General features: G+C 36.7%; 14 protein-coding genes and 1 other annotated feature. Of the genes, 11 read left to right on the top strand and 3 right to left on the bottom strand.

Translation table 11 applies throughout. The annotated features are described in order from the left end of the window. The first annotated feature begins 117 nt into the window (after positions 1-117). Positions 118-372, top strand: a binding site (T-box leader). Positions 373-437: 65 nt separating this feature from the next. The 9 genes from BHY08_RS05650 (at position 438) to sufB (ending at position 9,814) form a co-directional block, all read left to right on the top strand. After that, positions 438-1,466, top strand: coding sequence for a methionine ABC transporter ATP-binding protein (locus BHY08_RS05650; protein WP_071456952.1), 1,029 nt, complete (start codon positions 438-440; stop codon positions 1,464-1,466). Position 1,467: 1 nt separating this feature from the next. Then, on the top strand, positions 1,468-2,157 hold the full coding sequence (locus BHY08_RS05645; protein WP_071456951.1) for a methionine ABC transporter permease: 690 nt from the start codon (positions 1,468-1,470) through the stop codon (positions 2,155-2,157). Between the two features lie 19 nt (positions 2,158-2,176). Further along, on the top strand, positions 2,177-3,025 hold the full coding sequence (locus BHY08_RS05640; RefSeq protein ID WP_071456950.1) for a MetQ/NlpA family ABC transporter substrate-binding protein: 849 nt from the start codon (positions 2,177-2,179) through the stop codon (positions 3,023-3,025). Positions 3,026-3,257: 232 nt separating this feature from the next. Next, positions 3,258-4,439 (top strand): cation:proton antiporter, encoded by a 1,182-nt coding sequence (locus tag BHY08_RS05635; protein WP_071456949.1) that lies wholly within the window; start codon positions 3,258-3,260, stop codon positions 4,437-4,439. A gap of 192 nt (positions 4,440-4,631) precedes the next feature. Continuing rightward, entirely contained in the window at positions 4,632-5,405 is a 774-nt protein-coding gene (sufC, locus tag BHY08_RS05630) for a Fe-S cluster assembly ATPase SufC (protein WP_071456948.1), read from the top strand. Between the two features lie 17 nt (positions 5,406-5,422). Beyond that, entirely contained in the window at positions 5,423-6,712 is a 1,290-nt protein-coding gene (gene sufD, locus BHY08_RS05625; RefSeq protein ID WP_071456947.1) for a Fe-S cluster assembly protein SufD, read from the top strand. After that, positions 6,713-7,945, top strand: a complete 1,233-nt coding sequence (locus BHY08_RS05620; RefSeq protein WP_071456946.1) for a cysteine desulfurase — start codon at positions 6,713-6,715, stop codon at positions 7,943-7,945. Then, the gene (sufU, locus tag BHY08_RS05615; protein WP_071456945.1) at positions 7,932-8,405 is read left to right on the top strand and encodes a Fe-S cluster assembly sulfur transfer protein SufU; all 474 of its coding nucleotides are present in this window, start codon (positions 7,932-7,934) and stop codon (positions 8,403-8,405) included. The genes BHY08_RS05620 and sufU overlap by 14 nt, the downstream gene beginning before the upstream one ends. A 14-nt stretch (positions 8,406-8,419) precedes the next feature. Next, positions 8,420-9,814 carry a Fe-S cluster assembly protein SufB gene (gene sufB, locus BHY08_RS05610; protein WP_157093636.1) on the top strand — a complete coding sequence of 465 codons (1,395 nt, stop codon included), beginning with the start codon at positions 8,420-8,422 and terminating at the stop codon, positions 9,812-9,814. A 92-nt stretch (positions 9,815-9,906) separates the two neighbouring features. On the opposite strand, the gene BHY08_RS05605 is transcribed toward sufB, so the two are convergent. The 3 genes from BHY08_RS05605 to BHY08_RS05595 all read right to left on the bottom strand — a co-directional run bounded on the left by BHY08_RS05605 (position 9,907) and on the right by BHY08_RS05595 (position 12,624). Then, complete coding sequence (locus tag BHY08_RS05605) at positions 9,907-11,433, bottom strand: class I adenylate-forming enzyme family protein (protein WP_071456943.1); 1,527 nt, start codon at positions 11,431-11,433, stop codon at positions 9,907-9,909. A gap of 98 nt (positions 11,434-11,531) precedes the next feature. After that, positions 11,532-12,017, bottom strand: coding sequence for a DNA-deoxyinosine glycosylase (locus tag BHY08_RS05600; RefSeq protein WP_071456942.1), 486 nt, complete (start codon positions 12,015-12,017; stop codon positions 11,532-11,534). A gap of 85 nt (positions 12,018-12,102) precedes the next feature. Next, positions 12,103-12,624: a hypothetical protein gene (locus tag BHY08_RS05595; RefSeq protein ID WP_071456941.1), complete on the bottom strand. Its 522-nt coding sequence runs from the start codon at positions 12,622-12,624 to the stop codon at positions 12,103-12,105. Between the two features lie 152 nt (positions 12,625-12,776). Here BHY08_RS05595 and BHY08_RS05590 point away from each other — a divergent pair, with 152 nt between their 5' ends. Beyond that, positions 12,777-13,589, top strand: a complete 813-nt coding sequence (locus BHY08_RS05590; protein WP_071456940.1) for a helix-turn-helix domain-containing protein — start codon at positions 12,777-12,779, stop codon at positions 13,587-13,589. 561 nt (positions 13,590-14,150) lie between these two features. After that, the gene (locus BHY08_RS05585) at positions 14,151-15,104 is read left to right on the top strand and encodes a PhoH family protein (RefSeq protein WP_071456939.1); all 954 of its coding nucleotides are present in this window, start codon (positions 14,151-14,153) and stop codon (positions 15,102-15,104) included. The last annotated feature ends 1 nt before the right edge of the window (position 15,105 follow it).

The raw sequence follows: 15,105 nt of genomic DNA, 5'->3' as shown, positions 1-15,105 counted from the left end.
TATATTTTACAATGATTATGGTAGAATAGCAACGTAAACTAAGTAGTCATAATTATAAAAAATGACGAATAAAATTGTTGACAGGCATTTTTTCATTTGTTATTATATGCCTTATAAATCATTGCTTTGAAAAGAAGAGTATATTTTTGGATTGTATAAAGAGACCTCGGATGGTGAGAAAGAGGAACAAGAAGGAAATAGAAGATGGTCTTTGAGCATAAAAGTATGAGCGTCTACCGCTAGTATTTTTCGGGAGTTCCCGTTACCGGACAACAGTATTTAAAGCGACTCGCTTGCGTACTGGGTAAGATTATTATCGTGAGGTAATAATGAAAAAAGGTGGTAACACGAAACAACGCTTTCGTCCTTTGTTTACTTATGTAAAGTAGATAAAGGACGGAAGCTTTTTTTGTTATCAAGATATAGGAGGCAACATCATGAGTAATATAGAGTTAATTGATGTATGTAAAACTTATAAGACCAAAAAACAAACGGTCGAAGCAGTCAAACATGTTGATTTATCCATAAAAAGTGGCGACATTTTTGGGGTAATCGGTTTTTCAGGAGCAGGTAAGAGTACATTAATTCGTTTATTGAATTTATTAGAACAACCAACAAGTGGCATCATCGAAGTGGATGGTGAAGATATCACGAAATTAAAAGGAAAAAGTTTACGAGATTACCGAAAAAAAGTTGGGATGATTTTCCAACATTTTAACCTGTTATGGTCGAGAACGGTTTTAGACAATGTGTTACTACCTTTAGAATTTAGTCATGTGTCAAAAGCTGAAAGAGAAGCAAGAGCACGCGAGTTGATTAAACTAGTTGGTCTTGAAGGCCGTGAAAATGCTTATCCAAGTCAACTTTCAGGTGGACAAAAACAGCGTGTCGGCATCGCTAGAGCACTAACAAATGACCCAGAGATTTTATTATGTGATGAGGCAACAAGTGCTCTTGACCCACAAACAACCGAAGAAGTACTCGATTTATTGTTAGACATCAACAAACAACTTGGCTTAACCATCGTGTTAATCACGCATGAGATGAATGTGATTCGCAAGATTTGTAACAAAGTCGCTGTCATGGAAACAGGCAGTGTGATTGAAACAGGAGATACTTTATCAGTCTTTAGACACCCAGAGCATGAAGTGACCGCAAGATTTATCAAACAAGACATTCAAGAAGACAGCGAAGAAAACGAAGAAGCAATTCAATACTTGGTGAAACATTATCCTGAGGGGCTATTAGTTCGCTTGATTTTTGAGGGAGATAAAGCAAAAGAAACGGTTATATCGCAAGTCATTCATGAATACAACATCAACGTCAATATTTTACAAGCCAGTCTTAGACAAGCAAATCATTCATCTTTTGGAACAATGCTTGTGCAATTGACAGGTGACGAGGCAACGGTGTCTGAGAGTTTAATTTATTTTGAACAACATGGCGTAGGAGTTGAGGTGATTTAACATGGAAAAAGGATTAATAGAAACGTATTTTAATTTTAGTGAAATTAATGTCGATGATTTTATCAAAGCCACAAAAGAAACATTGTATATGACGTTTGTCTCAACATTTTTTGTGGTAATTATCGGCCTTATCATTGGTCTAATGCTTTACTATTTCGGGAAAAGCAACAAACCACTTGGTAAGACACTTTACGGAATTGTCTCAATCATCAGTAACACATTCCGTTCGATACCATTTATTATTTTGATTATCTTATTGTTCCCTATCACAAAAGCATTGATAGGAACAATGTTAGGGCCAACAGCGGCATTACCAGCTTTAGTCATTTCAGCCGCACCATTTTATGCAAGGTTGGTCGATATTGCGTTTCGTGAGGTAGATCCAGGCGTACTTGAAGCTAGTGAAGCAATGGGTGCCACACAATTGCAAATTATTTTTAAAGTCTTAATTCCTGAAAGTGTGCCAGCATTAATCTCTGGTATCACAGTGACCACCATTACGATGATTGGCTTTACGGCTATGGCAGGGGCAATCGGGGCAGGGGGACTGGGTTCTCTTGCTTATCAAGGTGGATTCATGGGAAACAAACACACCATTATCATGGTCGCAACGGTATTAATTCTAGTCATTGTGTTTATTTTACAATGGTTAGGTGATTTATTAGTAAAATTAACAGATAAACGAAATTAACATTTAGGGGGAAAAGTAAATGAAAAAAACATGGATTAAATTAGGCGTGGCAGCATTAGCTGTTTTAACGTTGGTTGGATGTGGCAATAGTGGAAGCACAAAAGATAGTGCGTCAGGCAGCGGAAGTAAAGATGACAAGGTGATTAAAGTCGGTGCGTCTCCAACACCACACGCGGAAATTTTAGAAGAAGCAAAACCATTATTAAAAGAAAAAGGGTACGACTTAGAAATCGTGACATTCCAAGATTATATCTTGCCGAACAAAGCATTGGCTGAAAAAGAAATTGATGCCAACTATTTCCAACATATCCCATACTTCACAAAAGAAGTTAAAGAAAAAGGGTATGATTTTACTAATGCAGGAGCAATCCATTTAGAAAAAATGGCACTATACTCACAAAAAATTAAAGACATCAAAGACTTAGAAGATGGTGCGACCATTTTAGTTAGCAACTCTCAAACTGACTGGGGTCGTGTGATTGGGATGCTTCAAGAAGCAGGACTTGTGAAAGTAAAAGAGGGTGTTGATTTAACAACTGCCACATTTGATGATATTTCAGAAAATCCGAAAAAATTAGTTTTCAAATATGACATCGATCCAGCGATGATGGCAACAACATACCAAAACAAAGAGGGCGATTTAGTGGCTATTAATGCTAATTTTGCTGAAGGGATTGGGTTGAACCCAGAAAAAGATGGTATTTTAGTGGAAGATAACAACTCACCATATGCCAATATTATTGCGGTTCGTACAGAAGACAAAGATTCAGAAAAAACAAAAGCATTGGTTGACGTATTACATGATCAAAAAATTGTTGATTTTGTTAATGAGAAGTGGAAAGGCACTATTACAGTGGTAACTCAATAATAGTTATAAGGATAAGTAGCAAGTGGTTATTGCTACTTATTTTTTATGCGTGAAACCACGTCTTATTAATCAGTAAGAGTTCAAACTTGAAACCCATCCTATTTTATTATACGATTAAAATACAATATAGTGTTTGATTAAGAAAAATAAAGCGAGGTGTAACTAAAACATGTCAATGATAACATTATGGAATCGTTCGTATAACGAAATAAAAAATGAAAAGAGGTAGATTATGGATATTTTGTTAACTTTAGGGTTAATTATTTTATTTACAAAAATAGCAGATAGCATTGCAATGAAATTTGGGCTTCCATCAGTCGTCGGGAGTTTGATTGTTGGGATATTAGTAGGACCATCTGTTTTTAACATCATACAAAACAATGCATCAATTGAGTTGTTATCCCACTTGGGAGTTATTCTTCTAATGTTTATTGCTGGTGTGGAAAGTGATTTAAAGATATTAAAAAAGTATTTTAAACCTTCTCTCATCACAGGTCTTCTAGGGGTATTAATCCCATTCGCCGTATTTTTCTTTGCTTCAAGGTCGTTTAATTATTCGCAAGACACTTCACTGTTTATTGGCCTAATCTTCGGAGCAACTTCTCTAAGTATCGCCATTCAGGTACTCAAAGAGTTAAATTTCATACAAACTAAGGAAGGATCCATTATTATCGGATCATCTATTTTAGACGATATTATCGTCGTTATCTTGTTGAACTTAGTCTTAAATCTAGTCAACCCCAATACAACTACTGCAGATGTATTACCATTTCTTTTTAAAAATGTGTTGTTCTTCCTATTTATTTATATCTTCGGAAAATATATTTTACCAATTATCCTTAAAGGGTTGTCATACTTTATCGTTCCAGAACGAGACGTTGCCTTTTCTTTAATCATGGTGTTCCTACTCAGTTTCTTAGCTGATTGGATTGGTATGTCAGATATTATCGGTGCTTTCTTTGCTGGTATTTTAATCTCACAAACACCATTTGCCGAATATGTTGAAAGAAAAGTAACCAGTATTACTTCTGCATTATTTGCACCAGTATTCTTTGTAAGCATTGGATTAAAACTTGTTTTAGATGGTTTAGGTGAAAATATGTTATTAATCATTGTCTTTAGCGTACTAGCTATCTTTACTAAATTTATCGGTGGGTTCCTTGGAGGAAAAATCGAGAAATTTGATAACAATAGTTGTGCCATTATTGGTGCGAGTCTGATTTCACGTGGCGAGATGGCGTTAATCTTGATTGCGTTAGGACTTGAAAAAGGCTTTATCGATCAAGGAATGTATGCGTCTTTAGTTTTAGTCATTATCTTTACCACAGTGATTGCCCCAATATTGTTGAAATGGGCGATTGCGCTGGGAGATAAATCAAAAGCAGAATTAGACGACCCAGTGCATGAATCTTAAAAAAAGAAATGTAGACAATATTGTCTGCATTTTTTTGTTATTTGATAGAAATATTAAATAAGAGTAATTATTATCTGCCTTTTTTCAAGATAAGACGTAATTTAAACACTTTTAAATTGAAGTCCATTCTCAATTAGGTTAAAATTAATAAAGAGTATATTTTTAATAAAGTAATAATTTGGAGGGAAAAACATGTCCGTTTTAGAAATAAAGGATTTGCATGTATCAATAGAAGAAAAAGAAATACTAAAAGGTGTTAACTTAACCATGAAAACGGGTGAAATTCACGCGATCATGGGCCCAAACGGAACAGGTAAATCAACTTTATCTGCAGCAATTATGGGAAATCCAAATTATACTGTCACTAAAGGAGAAATTCTTTTAGATGGTGAAGACGTATTAGAAATGGAAGTTGACGAACGAGCTCGTGCTGGTCTATTTTTAGCCGTTCAATATCCTAGTGAAATTCCAGGAATTACAAACGCTGAATTTATGCGTGCGGCAATGAACGCAAAACGTGCTGATGATGACAAAATCTCAGTCATGGACTTTTTAGATAAATTAGATGACAAAATGGCGTTATTAGATATGCCAGAAGAGATGGCTGAACGTTACTTAAACGAAGGATTCTCAGGTGGAGAGAAAAAACGTAATGAAATTCTTCAATTATTAATGTTAGAACCAACCTTTGCGATTTTAGATGAAATCGATTCAGGTCTTGATATTGATGCCTTACAAGTTGTATCAAAAGGAATCAATGAAATGCGTGGGGATAACTTTGGGTCACTTATCATCACTCACTACCAACGTCTATTAAACTATATCGTGCCAGATGTGGTTCATATTATGATGGATGGCCGTGTGGTTATGACTGGTGGCGCTGATTTAGCGAAACGTCTTGAAGAAGAAGGATACAAAGGAATCAGTGAAGAATTAGGAATTGATTACGAAGAAAACGAAGAATAATGAAGGAGGCAAGATAAATGAAATCTACAAATGTAACTGATTATCTTGACGACGTGACATTATTTTCAGCTAGTCAGGAAGAACCACAATGGATGTTAGAACGTCGTAAAGAGGCGTTAAATAAAATCGATGACTTAGAATTACCAGCGATTGAGAGAGTAAAATACCATCGTTGGCCTTTAATGAATGTCGGTGAATTAAACAATGAAGTGATTAATGAGGAAATCTTGCCTTCTTTTACAGAACTAGAAGATAACCCATTAATCATTCAAGGTCGCACAACGACTTATTTTGAACAAATGCCAGTCGAATTAGCTGAACAAGGCGTGATTTTTACTGATATTTTTACGGCAATGAAAGAGCACAGCGACTTAGTTGAGAAATATTTCATGACAAAAGCTGTGCCAAGTGACGAAGATAAATTAACTGCGTTCCATACAGCCTTTTTAAACGGTGGGGTATTTTTATACGTGCCAAAAAATGTGGTTGTAAAAGACGCATTTGAATCACTATTTTATCACCAATTAAACGACAGCAGTGCCATGGTAAAACATGTCTTAATCGTGGCTGATGATAACAGTGAGTTAACTTACTTGGAAAGATTCCAATCAGTTGGTGAAACGGCTGAAAAATTAGCAGCAAATATCGTGGTTGAAGTGATTGCTAGACCAGGAGCAAAAGTAAAATTTGCCGCTATTGACCGTCTAGGTAAAGAAGTTAACACATACTTAAATCGTCGTGGCTACATTATGCGTGATGCGAGTGTGGACTGGGCGTTAGGGTTAATGAGTGACGGAAATGTTGTCGCTGATTTTGATTCTGAACTGGTGGGCGAAGGCTCTCATGCGGAAGTGAAAGTGGTCGCAATTGCAACAGGTCGCCAAATACAAGGAATCGACACACGTGTGACAAATAGAGCGTCACATTCAATTGGTCACATCTTACAACATGGTGTGATTCGTGAGAAAAGTACGTTAACCTTTAACGGAATTGGTCACATCATCAAAGGAGCAAAAGGCGCAGACGCACAACAAGAAAGTCGTGTGTTAATGTTATCTGATAAAGCGCGTGGTGACGCGAACCCGATTTTATTAATTGATGAATTTGAAGTAACGGCAGGACACGCAGCAAGTGCTGGTCGTCTTGACCCAGAAGAATTATATTATTTAATGAGTAGAGGACTTCCTCAAAAAGAAGCAGAAAGATTGGTAACACGTGGATTCTTAGGGTCTGTGATTACGTCAATCCCTGTTAAATCTGTTCAAGAGGAGTTTGTTCAAGTAATTGATAGAAAGCTGGCTGATTAAATGACTGTATCTAAACGCAAACAAGATTTTCCAATTCTTTTTCAACAAGTAAATGATGAGCCACTTGTCTATTTAGACAACGCTGCGTCAACACATGTGCCAACACCTGTGATCAATGATTTGGTGACGTATACGCAAACCAGTCATGCAAATGTACATCGTGGTGTGCATACATTGGCAGAACGTGCGACAAGTCAATATGAAGCAGCACGAGAAACCGTGCGAGCATTTATTGATGCGAGTAGTGTGAAAGAAGTGTTGTTTACACGAGGGACGACAACTGGATTAAACTGGGTGGCACGTTCACTAGGTGAGTTAGTTGTTGAGCCTGGTGACAAAATTGTGATTAGTCGCATGGAACATCACTCAAATATTGTGCCGTGGCAAGAGCTAGCTAAACGCAAACAAGCTGAACTCATCTACATTGATTTGACTGAAGACGGTGAGTTGGATATGGCTGATGCGAAAGAAAAAATCGTATCCGGTGTGAAAATTGTGTCGATTGCCCATGCATCGAATGTCTTAGGTGTGGTGAATCCTGTCAAAGACTTAGCGAAACTGGCTCATGAAGTCGGTGCTGTGATGGTTGTTGACGGTGCGCAATCAACCCCTCATATGACAGTGTCTGTGCAAGAGTTGGATTGCGATTTTTATGCCTTTAGTGGTCATAAAATGTGTGCGCCAACTGGTATTGGCGTGTTGTATGGCAAACAAACTTGGCTTGAAAACATGTCACCCATCGAATTTGGTGGTGAGATGATTGATTTTGTCTATGATGATTACAGCACATGGGCAGAGTTGCCGTATAAGTTTGAAGCCGGCACACCGAATATTTCTGGGGCGATTGGATTAGCAAGTGCAATCAAGTATTTGGAAGAAATTGGTTTAGATACGATTACAAAACATGAACAGGAACTAGTCGAGTATGTGTTGCCAAAATTACTAGCGATTGATGGGTTTGAGTTATATGGGCCAAGAGATGCGAGTAAACATACTGGTGTGATTGCCTTTAACATTAAAGGCGTGCACCCGCATGATTTGGCAACCGCACTAGACATGCAAGGCGTGGCGATTCGAGCGGGACATCATTGTGCTCAGCCATTGCTTCGCTATTTGGCTGTTCATTCAACAGCAAGAGCAAGTTTTTATTTTTACAATACAAAAGAAGATGCTGATTCATTAGTTGAATCAATCATCGCTGCAAAGGAGTTTTTCTCAGATGGCTTTATCTAGATTAGACAATCTTTATCGACAAGTTATTTTAGATCATACCAATCACCCACACAACAAAGGGGTATTGGATGAAGCGACTAGCCAAATTGAATTGAATAACCCAACGTGTGGGGATGTGATTCAATTACAACTTGCGATGAAAGATGGGGTAATTGATGAGATTGCCTTTGACGGTCATGGCTGTTCAATCAGTATGGCAAGTGCCAGTATGATGACTGACGCGGTAAAAGGAAAAACCGAAAAAGAAGCCATTGAAATCATTGCCGACTTTTTAGAGTTGGTGCAAGGTGAGAACATTGGTGAGAAGAAAAAAGTCTTGAAAGATGCTCAAATGCTAGGGGGCGTGGCAAAATTTCCTGCGAGGATAAAATGTGCAACGTTAGCGTGGAAAGCATTAGAGCGTGGGATTATTGAAGAAAATCAAACGGTTGTAACCGAAGAATTACATAGTGAAGAATAAGGAGTGTGACCCAAGTGAGTGAGGTACCACAATTAGAAGAGTATAAATTTGGTTTTCACGACGATGTGCAACCGATCTATACAACAGGTGAAGGATTAACAGAAGAGATTGTTCGTGCGATTTCGGCTAAAAAAGAAGAACCAGAATGGATGCTTGAGTTTCGTTTGAAATCACTGGAAGCATTCCACAAAATGCCAATGCAAACATGGGGACCAGATTTATCAGATATGGACTTTGATAAGATTAACTATTACCAAAAACCAAGTGATAAACCAGCCCGTGATTGGGATGATGTGCCAGATAAAATCAAAGAAACCTTTGAACGTATCGGGATTCCAGAAGCAGAACGAAAATACTTAGCTGGAGCAAGTGCGCAGTATGAATCAGAAGTGGTGTATCACAATATGAAAGAAGAATTCCAAAAATTGGGAATCGTCTTTACTGATACAGACACCGCGTTAAAAGAGTACCCAGATTTATTTAAACAATATTTCGCGTCTTTAGTGCCACCAACTGATAATAAATTAGCAGCATTAAACTCAGCAGTATGGTCTGGTGGAACATTTATCTATGTACCAAAAGGCGTGCGAGTAGATGTGCCCTTACAAACTTACTTCCGTATTAACGCTGAAAATACTGGACAGTTTGAGCGTACGTTGATTATTGTTGATGAAGGCGCAAGCGTGCATTACGTTGAAGGATGTACTGCACCAACCTATTCAAGCAATAGTTTGCATGCGGCGATTGTGGAGATCTTTACCTTAAAAGATGCGTATTGCCGTTACACAACCATCCAAAACTGGTCTGATAACGTGTATAACTTAGTAACAAAACGTGCTCGTGCAGATCAAGGGGCAACAGTGGAATGGATTGATGGAAACTTAGGAGCTAAAACAACTATGAAATACCCAAGTGTTTATCTTGAAGGAGAAGGCGCTCGTGGAACCATGTTATCTGTTGCGTTTGCTGGAGCGAATCAAATTCAAGATACTGGGGCAAAAATGATTCACAACGCACCAAATACATCAAGCTCAATTGTTTCTAAATCAATCGCTAAAGATGGTGGTGAAGTGAACTACCGTGGACAAGTCACTTTCTCAAAACAAAGTGAAGGATCAATCTCACATATTGAGTGTGACACGATTATTATGGATGAATTATCGAAGAGTGATACGATTCCATTTAACGAAATCCACAATAGTCATGTGGCGTTGGAACATGAAGCCAAAGTATCAAAAATCTCTGAAGAACAACTTTACTACTTGATGAGCCGTGGTTTGTCAGAAGAAGAAGCGACAGAGATGATTGTCATGGGATTTGTGGAACCATTTACGAAAGAATTGCCAATGGAATATGCCGTTGAATTAAATAGACTGATTTCATATGAGATGGAAGGGTCTGTGGGATAATAAATTTAGGCTCTACGTCAAATGATGAGGATGACTAAAGTCATTAATATTGAAAAACGTTAGACATGTTTTCACATCTCTAACGTTTTTTCCTATCCTTCCTTCAGCCATCTCTCCAACTGTAATCGTTGAACTTTCATTGTGGCGGTATGAGGTATTTCGTCAAATGTTTTGATAATGGGCTCATTTAAATGAGGGAGGTCGGCTACTTGCATCCACCACGCGTCCCAATCCATTTCTTTTCCAGGAACAACAGCTAAAACAGGTTGAGGAGAGTTATCTTTTCCACGCACAATCACGACTTCTTCCAAGAAATCCAAGGCATCTAATAAATAATCTTCCAGTGCAAGCGTGCTATCAATGTTTTCAATCAAATCGACTTGGCGATCTTTTAAGTATAAGTGACCACGCTCGTCCATCATGCCATAATCGCCACTATCCCACCATTTACCATAAACATTTTCTTCAAAACGAGCATCTTCTTTATAATAAGTTAATGCACGGCCTTTTGATAAAAACTGAATGTGTCCATCTGTCATGACAGGTAGCAGTGTGCCATTTTCATCGGTGATTCTGGCTTTTGTTAAACCTTCAAGTCCAACGCCCATATCACGAGCATCAGAGTCTTTTAGTGAATCAATGGTGTGTGAACGTAAAATCATTGGACCGCATTCACTTTGACCGTAAACTTGTAAAAAGATAGGGTCATTTTCTTTTGACGCGTTTAAAAAGGCTAACATAGTAGCATTGTTTATTGCATCAAATGTCGAATGATAAAATTTAATGCTAGTAAACACTTGAGGTTTTTCTTTTGCCAATCTTGCCCATTGGACGAAATTATTTGGATGTGTCTCTAAAGCAATAGGTTGGTGTGTTGTTAGCATGTCTTCCACTCGTTGAGGTGTCGCATTTGCTAGCGGCATCATAGGAAATCCCATACTCATCAATGAAGAAACCCCAATATTAAAACGAGAATGAACAGGAGAGATGTGAAACGCGACCAATTCTTTTTTAGAAATATGAGTAAATATTTCTCGTTGCCATTTAGTTCGCCATCCCATTGAGTGATAAGAATGACAAATTAGTTTTGGGATACCTGTTGTGCCAGACGTGTGAGTCATGTATGCTATGTCATCTTTGCCCAACTCTTCTTGCGATACAGGCTGTGCTGAGGCGTTTAATAATGTCTCTAATGAAATTTTTTTATCATGTGAACTATTTTGCACGGCTCTTACATTATCTTCAGTCATATCATCAAATAAAATAAATGGATTTTCTAAACGCTCAACAAACACGCCAATGGTTTCAGGTGATAAATGATAAGACACCATGACAGGTATCGCACCAAGGAAAGATGCTGCGACAGCAAGTAAATACGTATCAAATTTAGGACTTTTATATAGGATGATTTTATCGCCTTTTTTAACACCTAAATGGGCTAACTGATAGGCTCTTTTTAATATTTTGTCATGGCTGTCTTTATACGTTGTTTCTAAGCCAAGTGAGGCAAAAGCTGGTAGTGTTTCATCGAAAATAATCGGAATCATCGGTGTTTTTTCGGCCGCCTCTTTGTAGTTGGTATAAAGATTTAATGGTTGGTAGTCAAGTATATTTTTCAAATAAAAAACCCTCTCAAAGTAAATTGTGCAATTTTGAACAATCGCTGAGTTATTTTATCATAAAAATATGATTGATTCTACATTGAAAAGTAGGGTTACTAAAATTCTTTATCCACCATCTCCAACGCTTCTTCCCACTGCATTTTCCGTTTTTCCATCTGTCCATTTGCAGCACCACTAGTTGAGATACAAGGGACGATTTTTATTTCTGGAAATAACTGATTGTTAATGACTTCATCATAGGCTTTTTTACCGTTTGTGATAATCAATTTGATATCTGCTTGAGTTAGAATTTGGCTAAAATCATTTAACTCAACTGTTTTAAACGACGTATCTAAACTGCCTTCACGCTCAAATAAATGATAAACATCCCATAAACCAATGTGGTGATCTAAAAGGAAATTCACGCGTTTGTTATAGTCCGTTTCAAATGGCACATTGTAATAGTTAAATAACATTTTCCAAAACTGATTGCCATTATTTCCGTAATATTGTTGCTTTTTTAAGGATTGTTCACTGGGTGCACTTCCTAAAACTAGTATGTTAGTGTCTTGGTTAAAAATCGGGTCCAATCCTTTTTTCATGACCATTCTCCTTTTTAACACGTATTTTTTAAAATAAAAACGCACTGATAATATAAGTGTATCAGCACGTTTAAAAAATATCTATTTATTGTTTAGTTGATGTTGGTTTTTTTTTAATGTCTTTAATTTTTTCTTTTTTGATGTAGCGGATAGTTAGTGGGCTATAGCTATCGTAAATTTTTTGATGATTCATTTGTAATTCTTGCTCTGTCACGCCATATTCTAACGCAAAAAGTCTTGTTGCATTATCTAGCACAACATCAGTTTGGCGAATGATATCATCAGATATTTTATCATGGTATTCATCAAATTCGATTGCCAATGTTAGTAAATTAATTAAATCGACTTGATCAGGATTATTGTTTGAACAGTTTAGTTTTATTTCAAACAACAAATTTTTCAACTCGTTCTTATCGTTTGTTCCGTTGTATTCAAGTAAGAATTGCGTCATTAATTCTCTAAATTCTGCAACCCAAACAAACACATTTTTTGACACAATTTTTTTATAGTCATTTTTTTTATTCTGTTGTAATTGGATTCCGGTAAAAATCACGCTTGCAATAATACCAATACCAATAATCCAAGTCATAAATAAGTTTAAATCCATCGTTATTCTCTCCTTAGTCAGTCTGTTTTATAGTTATATCATAACATAGTTAAATAATAGTTGGTTAAAATAAATTAAAAAAATGGGTGACAAAATTGATTTGGCAATCGTTTATATAAGTGTAGAGAAAAAATGTCATGGAGGACAAGTTAATGACACAACAACCGAATTATTATTGTATTATTCCAGCAAAAGTGAGATACGCTAAAACGATCAGTCCGAATGCCAAATTATTGTACGGAGAAATTACAGCACTTTGCAACCAAGAAGGCTATTGTTGGGCAAGCAATGATTATTTTGCGACACTTTATGGCGTGAGTAAGACTTCCGTTTCAAAATGGGTCAATCAACTGAAAGAACAGGGATTTATCACAGTGGAGTTGCGGTACAAAAAAGATAGCAAAGAAATCGCTCAGAGGCGTATAAGAATAGTTGAAGAGCCTATTAAAGAAAAAGAGTCAACCTCCCCAACAAAAGTTGATGGCCGTATGAAAGAAAAGTTTAAAGAGAATACTATAACTAATACTAAAAATAATAATACAAAGAATAAAAAGAGTGCGTGTCGATATACGGAAAGCCAGTTGCAATTAGCCAAAAGATTTCAAAGTAATCTAGCAAAAGATTTTCCAAAAGAGATGAGCCGTGTAAATGTGTCACGTTGGGCCAATGATTTAAAACGGATTCATGAGGAGGAAAACATCGAGATGAGTGAGATTGAAGAGATGATTACGTGGTTAGCGACACATGATTTTTGGTCGCGACATGTCAGAAATCCAAACGTTTTACAAGAGAAATTTGAAAGACTTCTTGTAGAAAAGAAAGCACAACAATCAAAAAAATTAAAACAAAAGACGGAATCATTACCTGAATGGGTTAATAAAAGAATAAGTGAACATAGGGTTAGTCCAGAAGAAGAGCGGGAGTTACAACAAAAAATACAAGCCTTTAACCAAATGAACGTATAAAAACAGACTAGCTATAGTAGCCAGTCTGTTTATTGAGTGCAGTCCGTTGGTGTTTTTTTAACACAAGGACACGTGTAGTAATGGCAGTTGCAAGGGTTACTAAGAGAATCGTTTTTTTCTTCATATGACTCATCCTTTCAAGATAAATGGTGGTGCTAAGTGGACGGTAGGATTCGAACCTACACCTCGGTAAATAGAGAACAAACACACGCTTAGACCCTTAGAGTGAAAACACCACGTTCGCCCACATTATATAAAGGAGGTAGAGACAAATGAGCCTCTAACACTCAAAAGAATCAGGCAATTTGTTGCGACATCATCTTCTTTCTTTGAACTGTCTTAATCATAGTCTTCAAACCTTAAATGAACCGTAAGAATATACGAAGGTTTTATGAATTTGATAAAGAAAATGTTAAAGTGACGTCAAAAGTTAAGGCAAATTTGATAAAGAAGTTAATCGTTGTGTTAATAGTTGGATTCATAAAATAATGAGTCCTGATTTTTTTTATTGACATAATATGGTATTATTTAGGTTATAAGATGATGAAGGAGCTGTAGTGATTGACGTCAGAAACAACATTAGTTTTTATGTTAGATAAAAACATTGAAAGCAACGATATATTTGGAACTCACGATAAACATATCAAAATGCTTGAAGATTATACACATGTATCAATTTCTTCTAGGGGAGAGGTTGTTCATTTATCAGGAAATGCTGAAGATGTTTCGATGGTTCAAGACATCTTAACAGTCATACAACAACTAATATTAAGAGGACATAAAATTAATAGTAGTGATGTCTTAACCGCTATCCAGTTAGCTAAAAAAGGCCAATTGGAGACATTTTTTAGTCTTTATGAACATGCTTTATTAAAAGACAATAAAGGCAATCCAATTCGTGTAAAAAATGACGGGCAAAAAAAATACATTCATGCCATTAAAAAAAATGACGTCACGTTTGGTATTGGACCGGCAGGAACGGGTAAAACGTTTTTAGCGGTTGTTATGGCCGTGAGTGCGCTAAAAAAAGGTGAGGTAGAAAAAATCATTCTCACACGTCCGGCTGTTGAAGCAGGAGAAAATTTAGGGTTTTTACCTGGTGATTTACAAGAGAAGGTTAATCCATACTTACGTCCAGTTTATGACGCATTATATCAAATACTTGGTATGGAACATACGACGCGTTTGATGGATAGAGGTGTGATTGAAATTGCACCTTTAGCTTATATGAGAGGGCGTACGTTAGAAGAAGCATTTGTTATTTTAGATGAAGCACAAAATACAACCAATGCTCAAATGAAGATGTTTTTGACCCGTTTAGGAAATCGATCAAAAATGATTATCAATGGTGATAAAACCCAAATCGATTTGCCACGCGGTGTTGAAAGTGGTTTGATTCATGCGGAAAAAATTCTAAAAGGAATCAAAAATATTACATTTATCGAATTTTCTACTCAAGATGTGGTAAGACATCCAGTAGTGGCTGATATCATTAAGGCATATGCAGACAACTAAA

Source organism: Vagococcus teuberi (assembly GCF_001870205.1).
GTDB classification, from domain to species: Bacteria; Bacillota; Bacilli; order Lactobacillales; family Vagococcaceae; genus Vagococcus; species Vagococcus teuberi.
The sequence above is the reverse complement of the archived record's forward strand: the minus strand, read 5'-3'. Positions and strand labels throughout refer to the sequence as shown.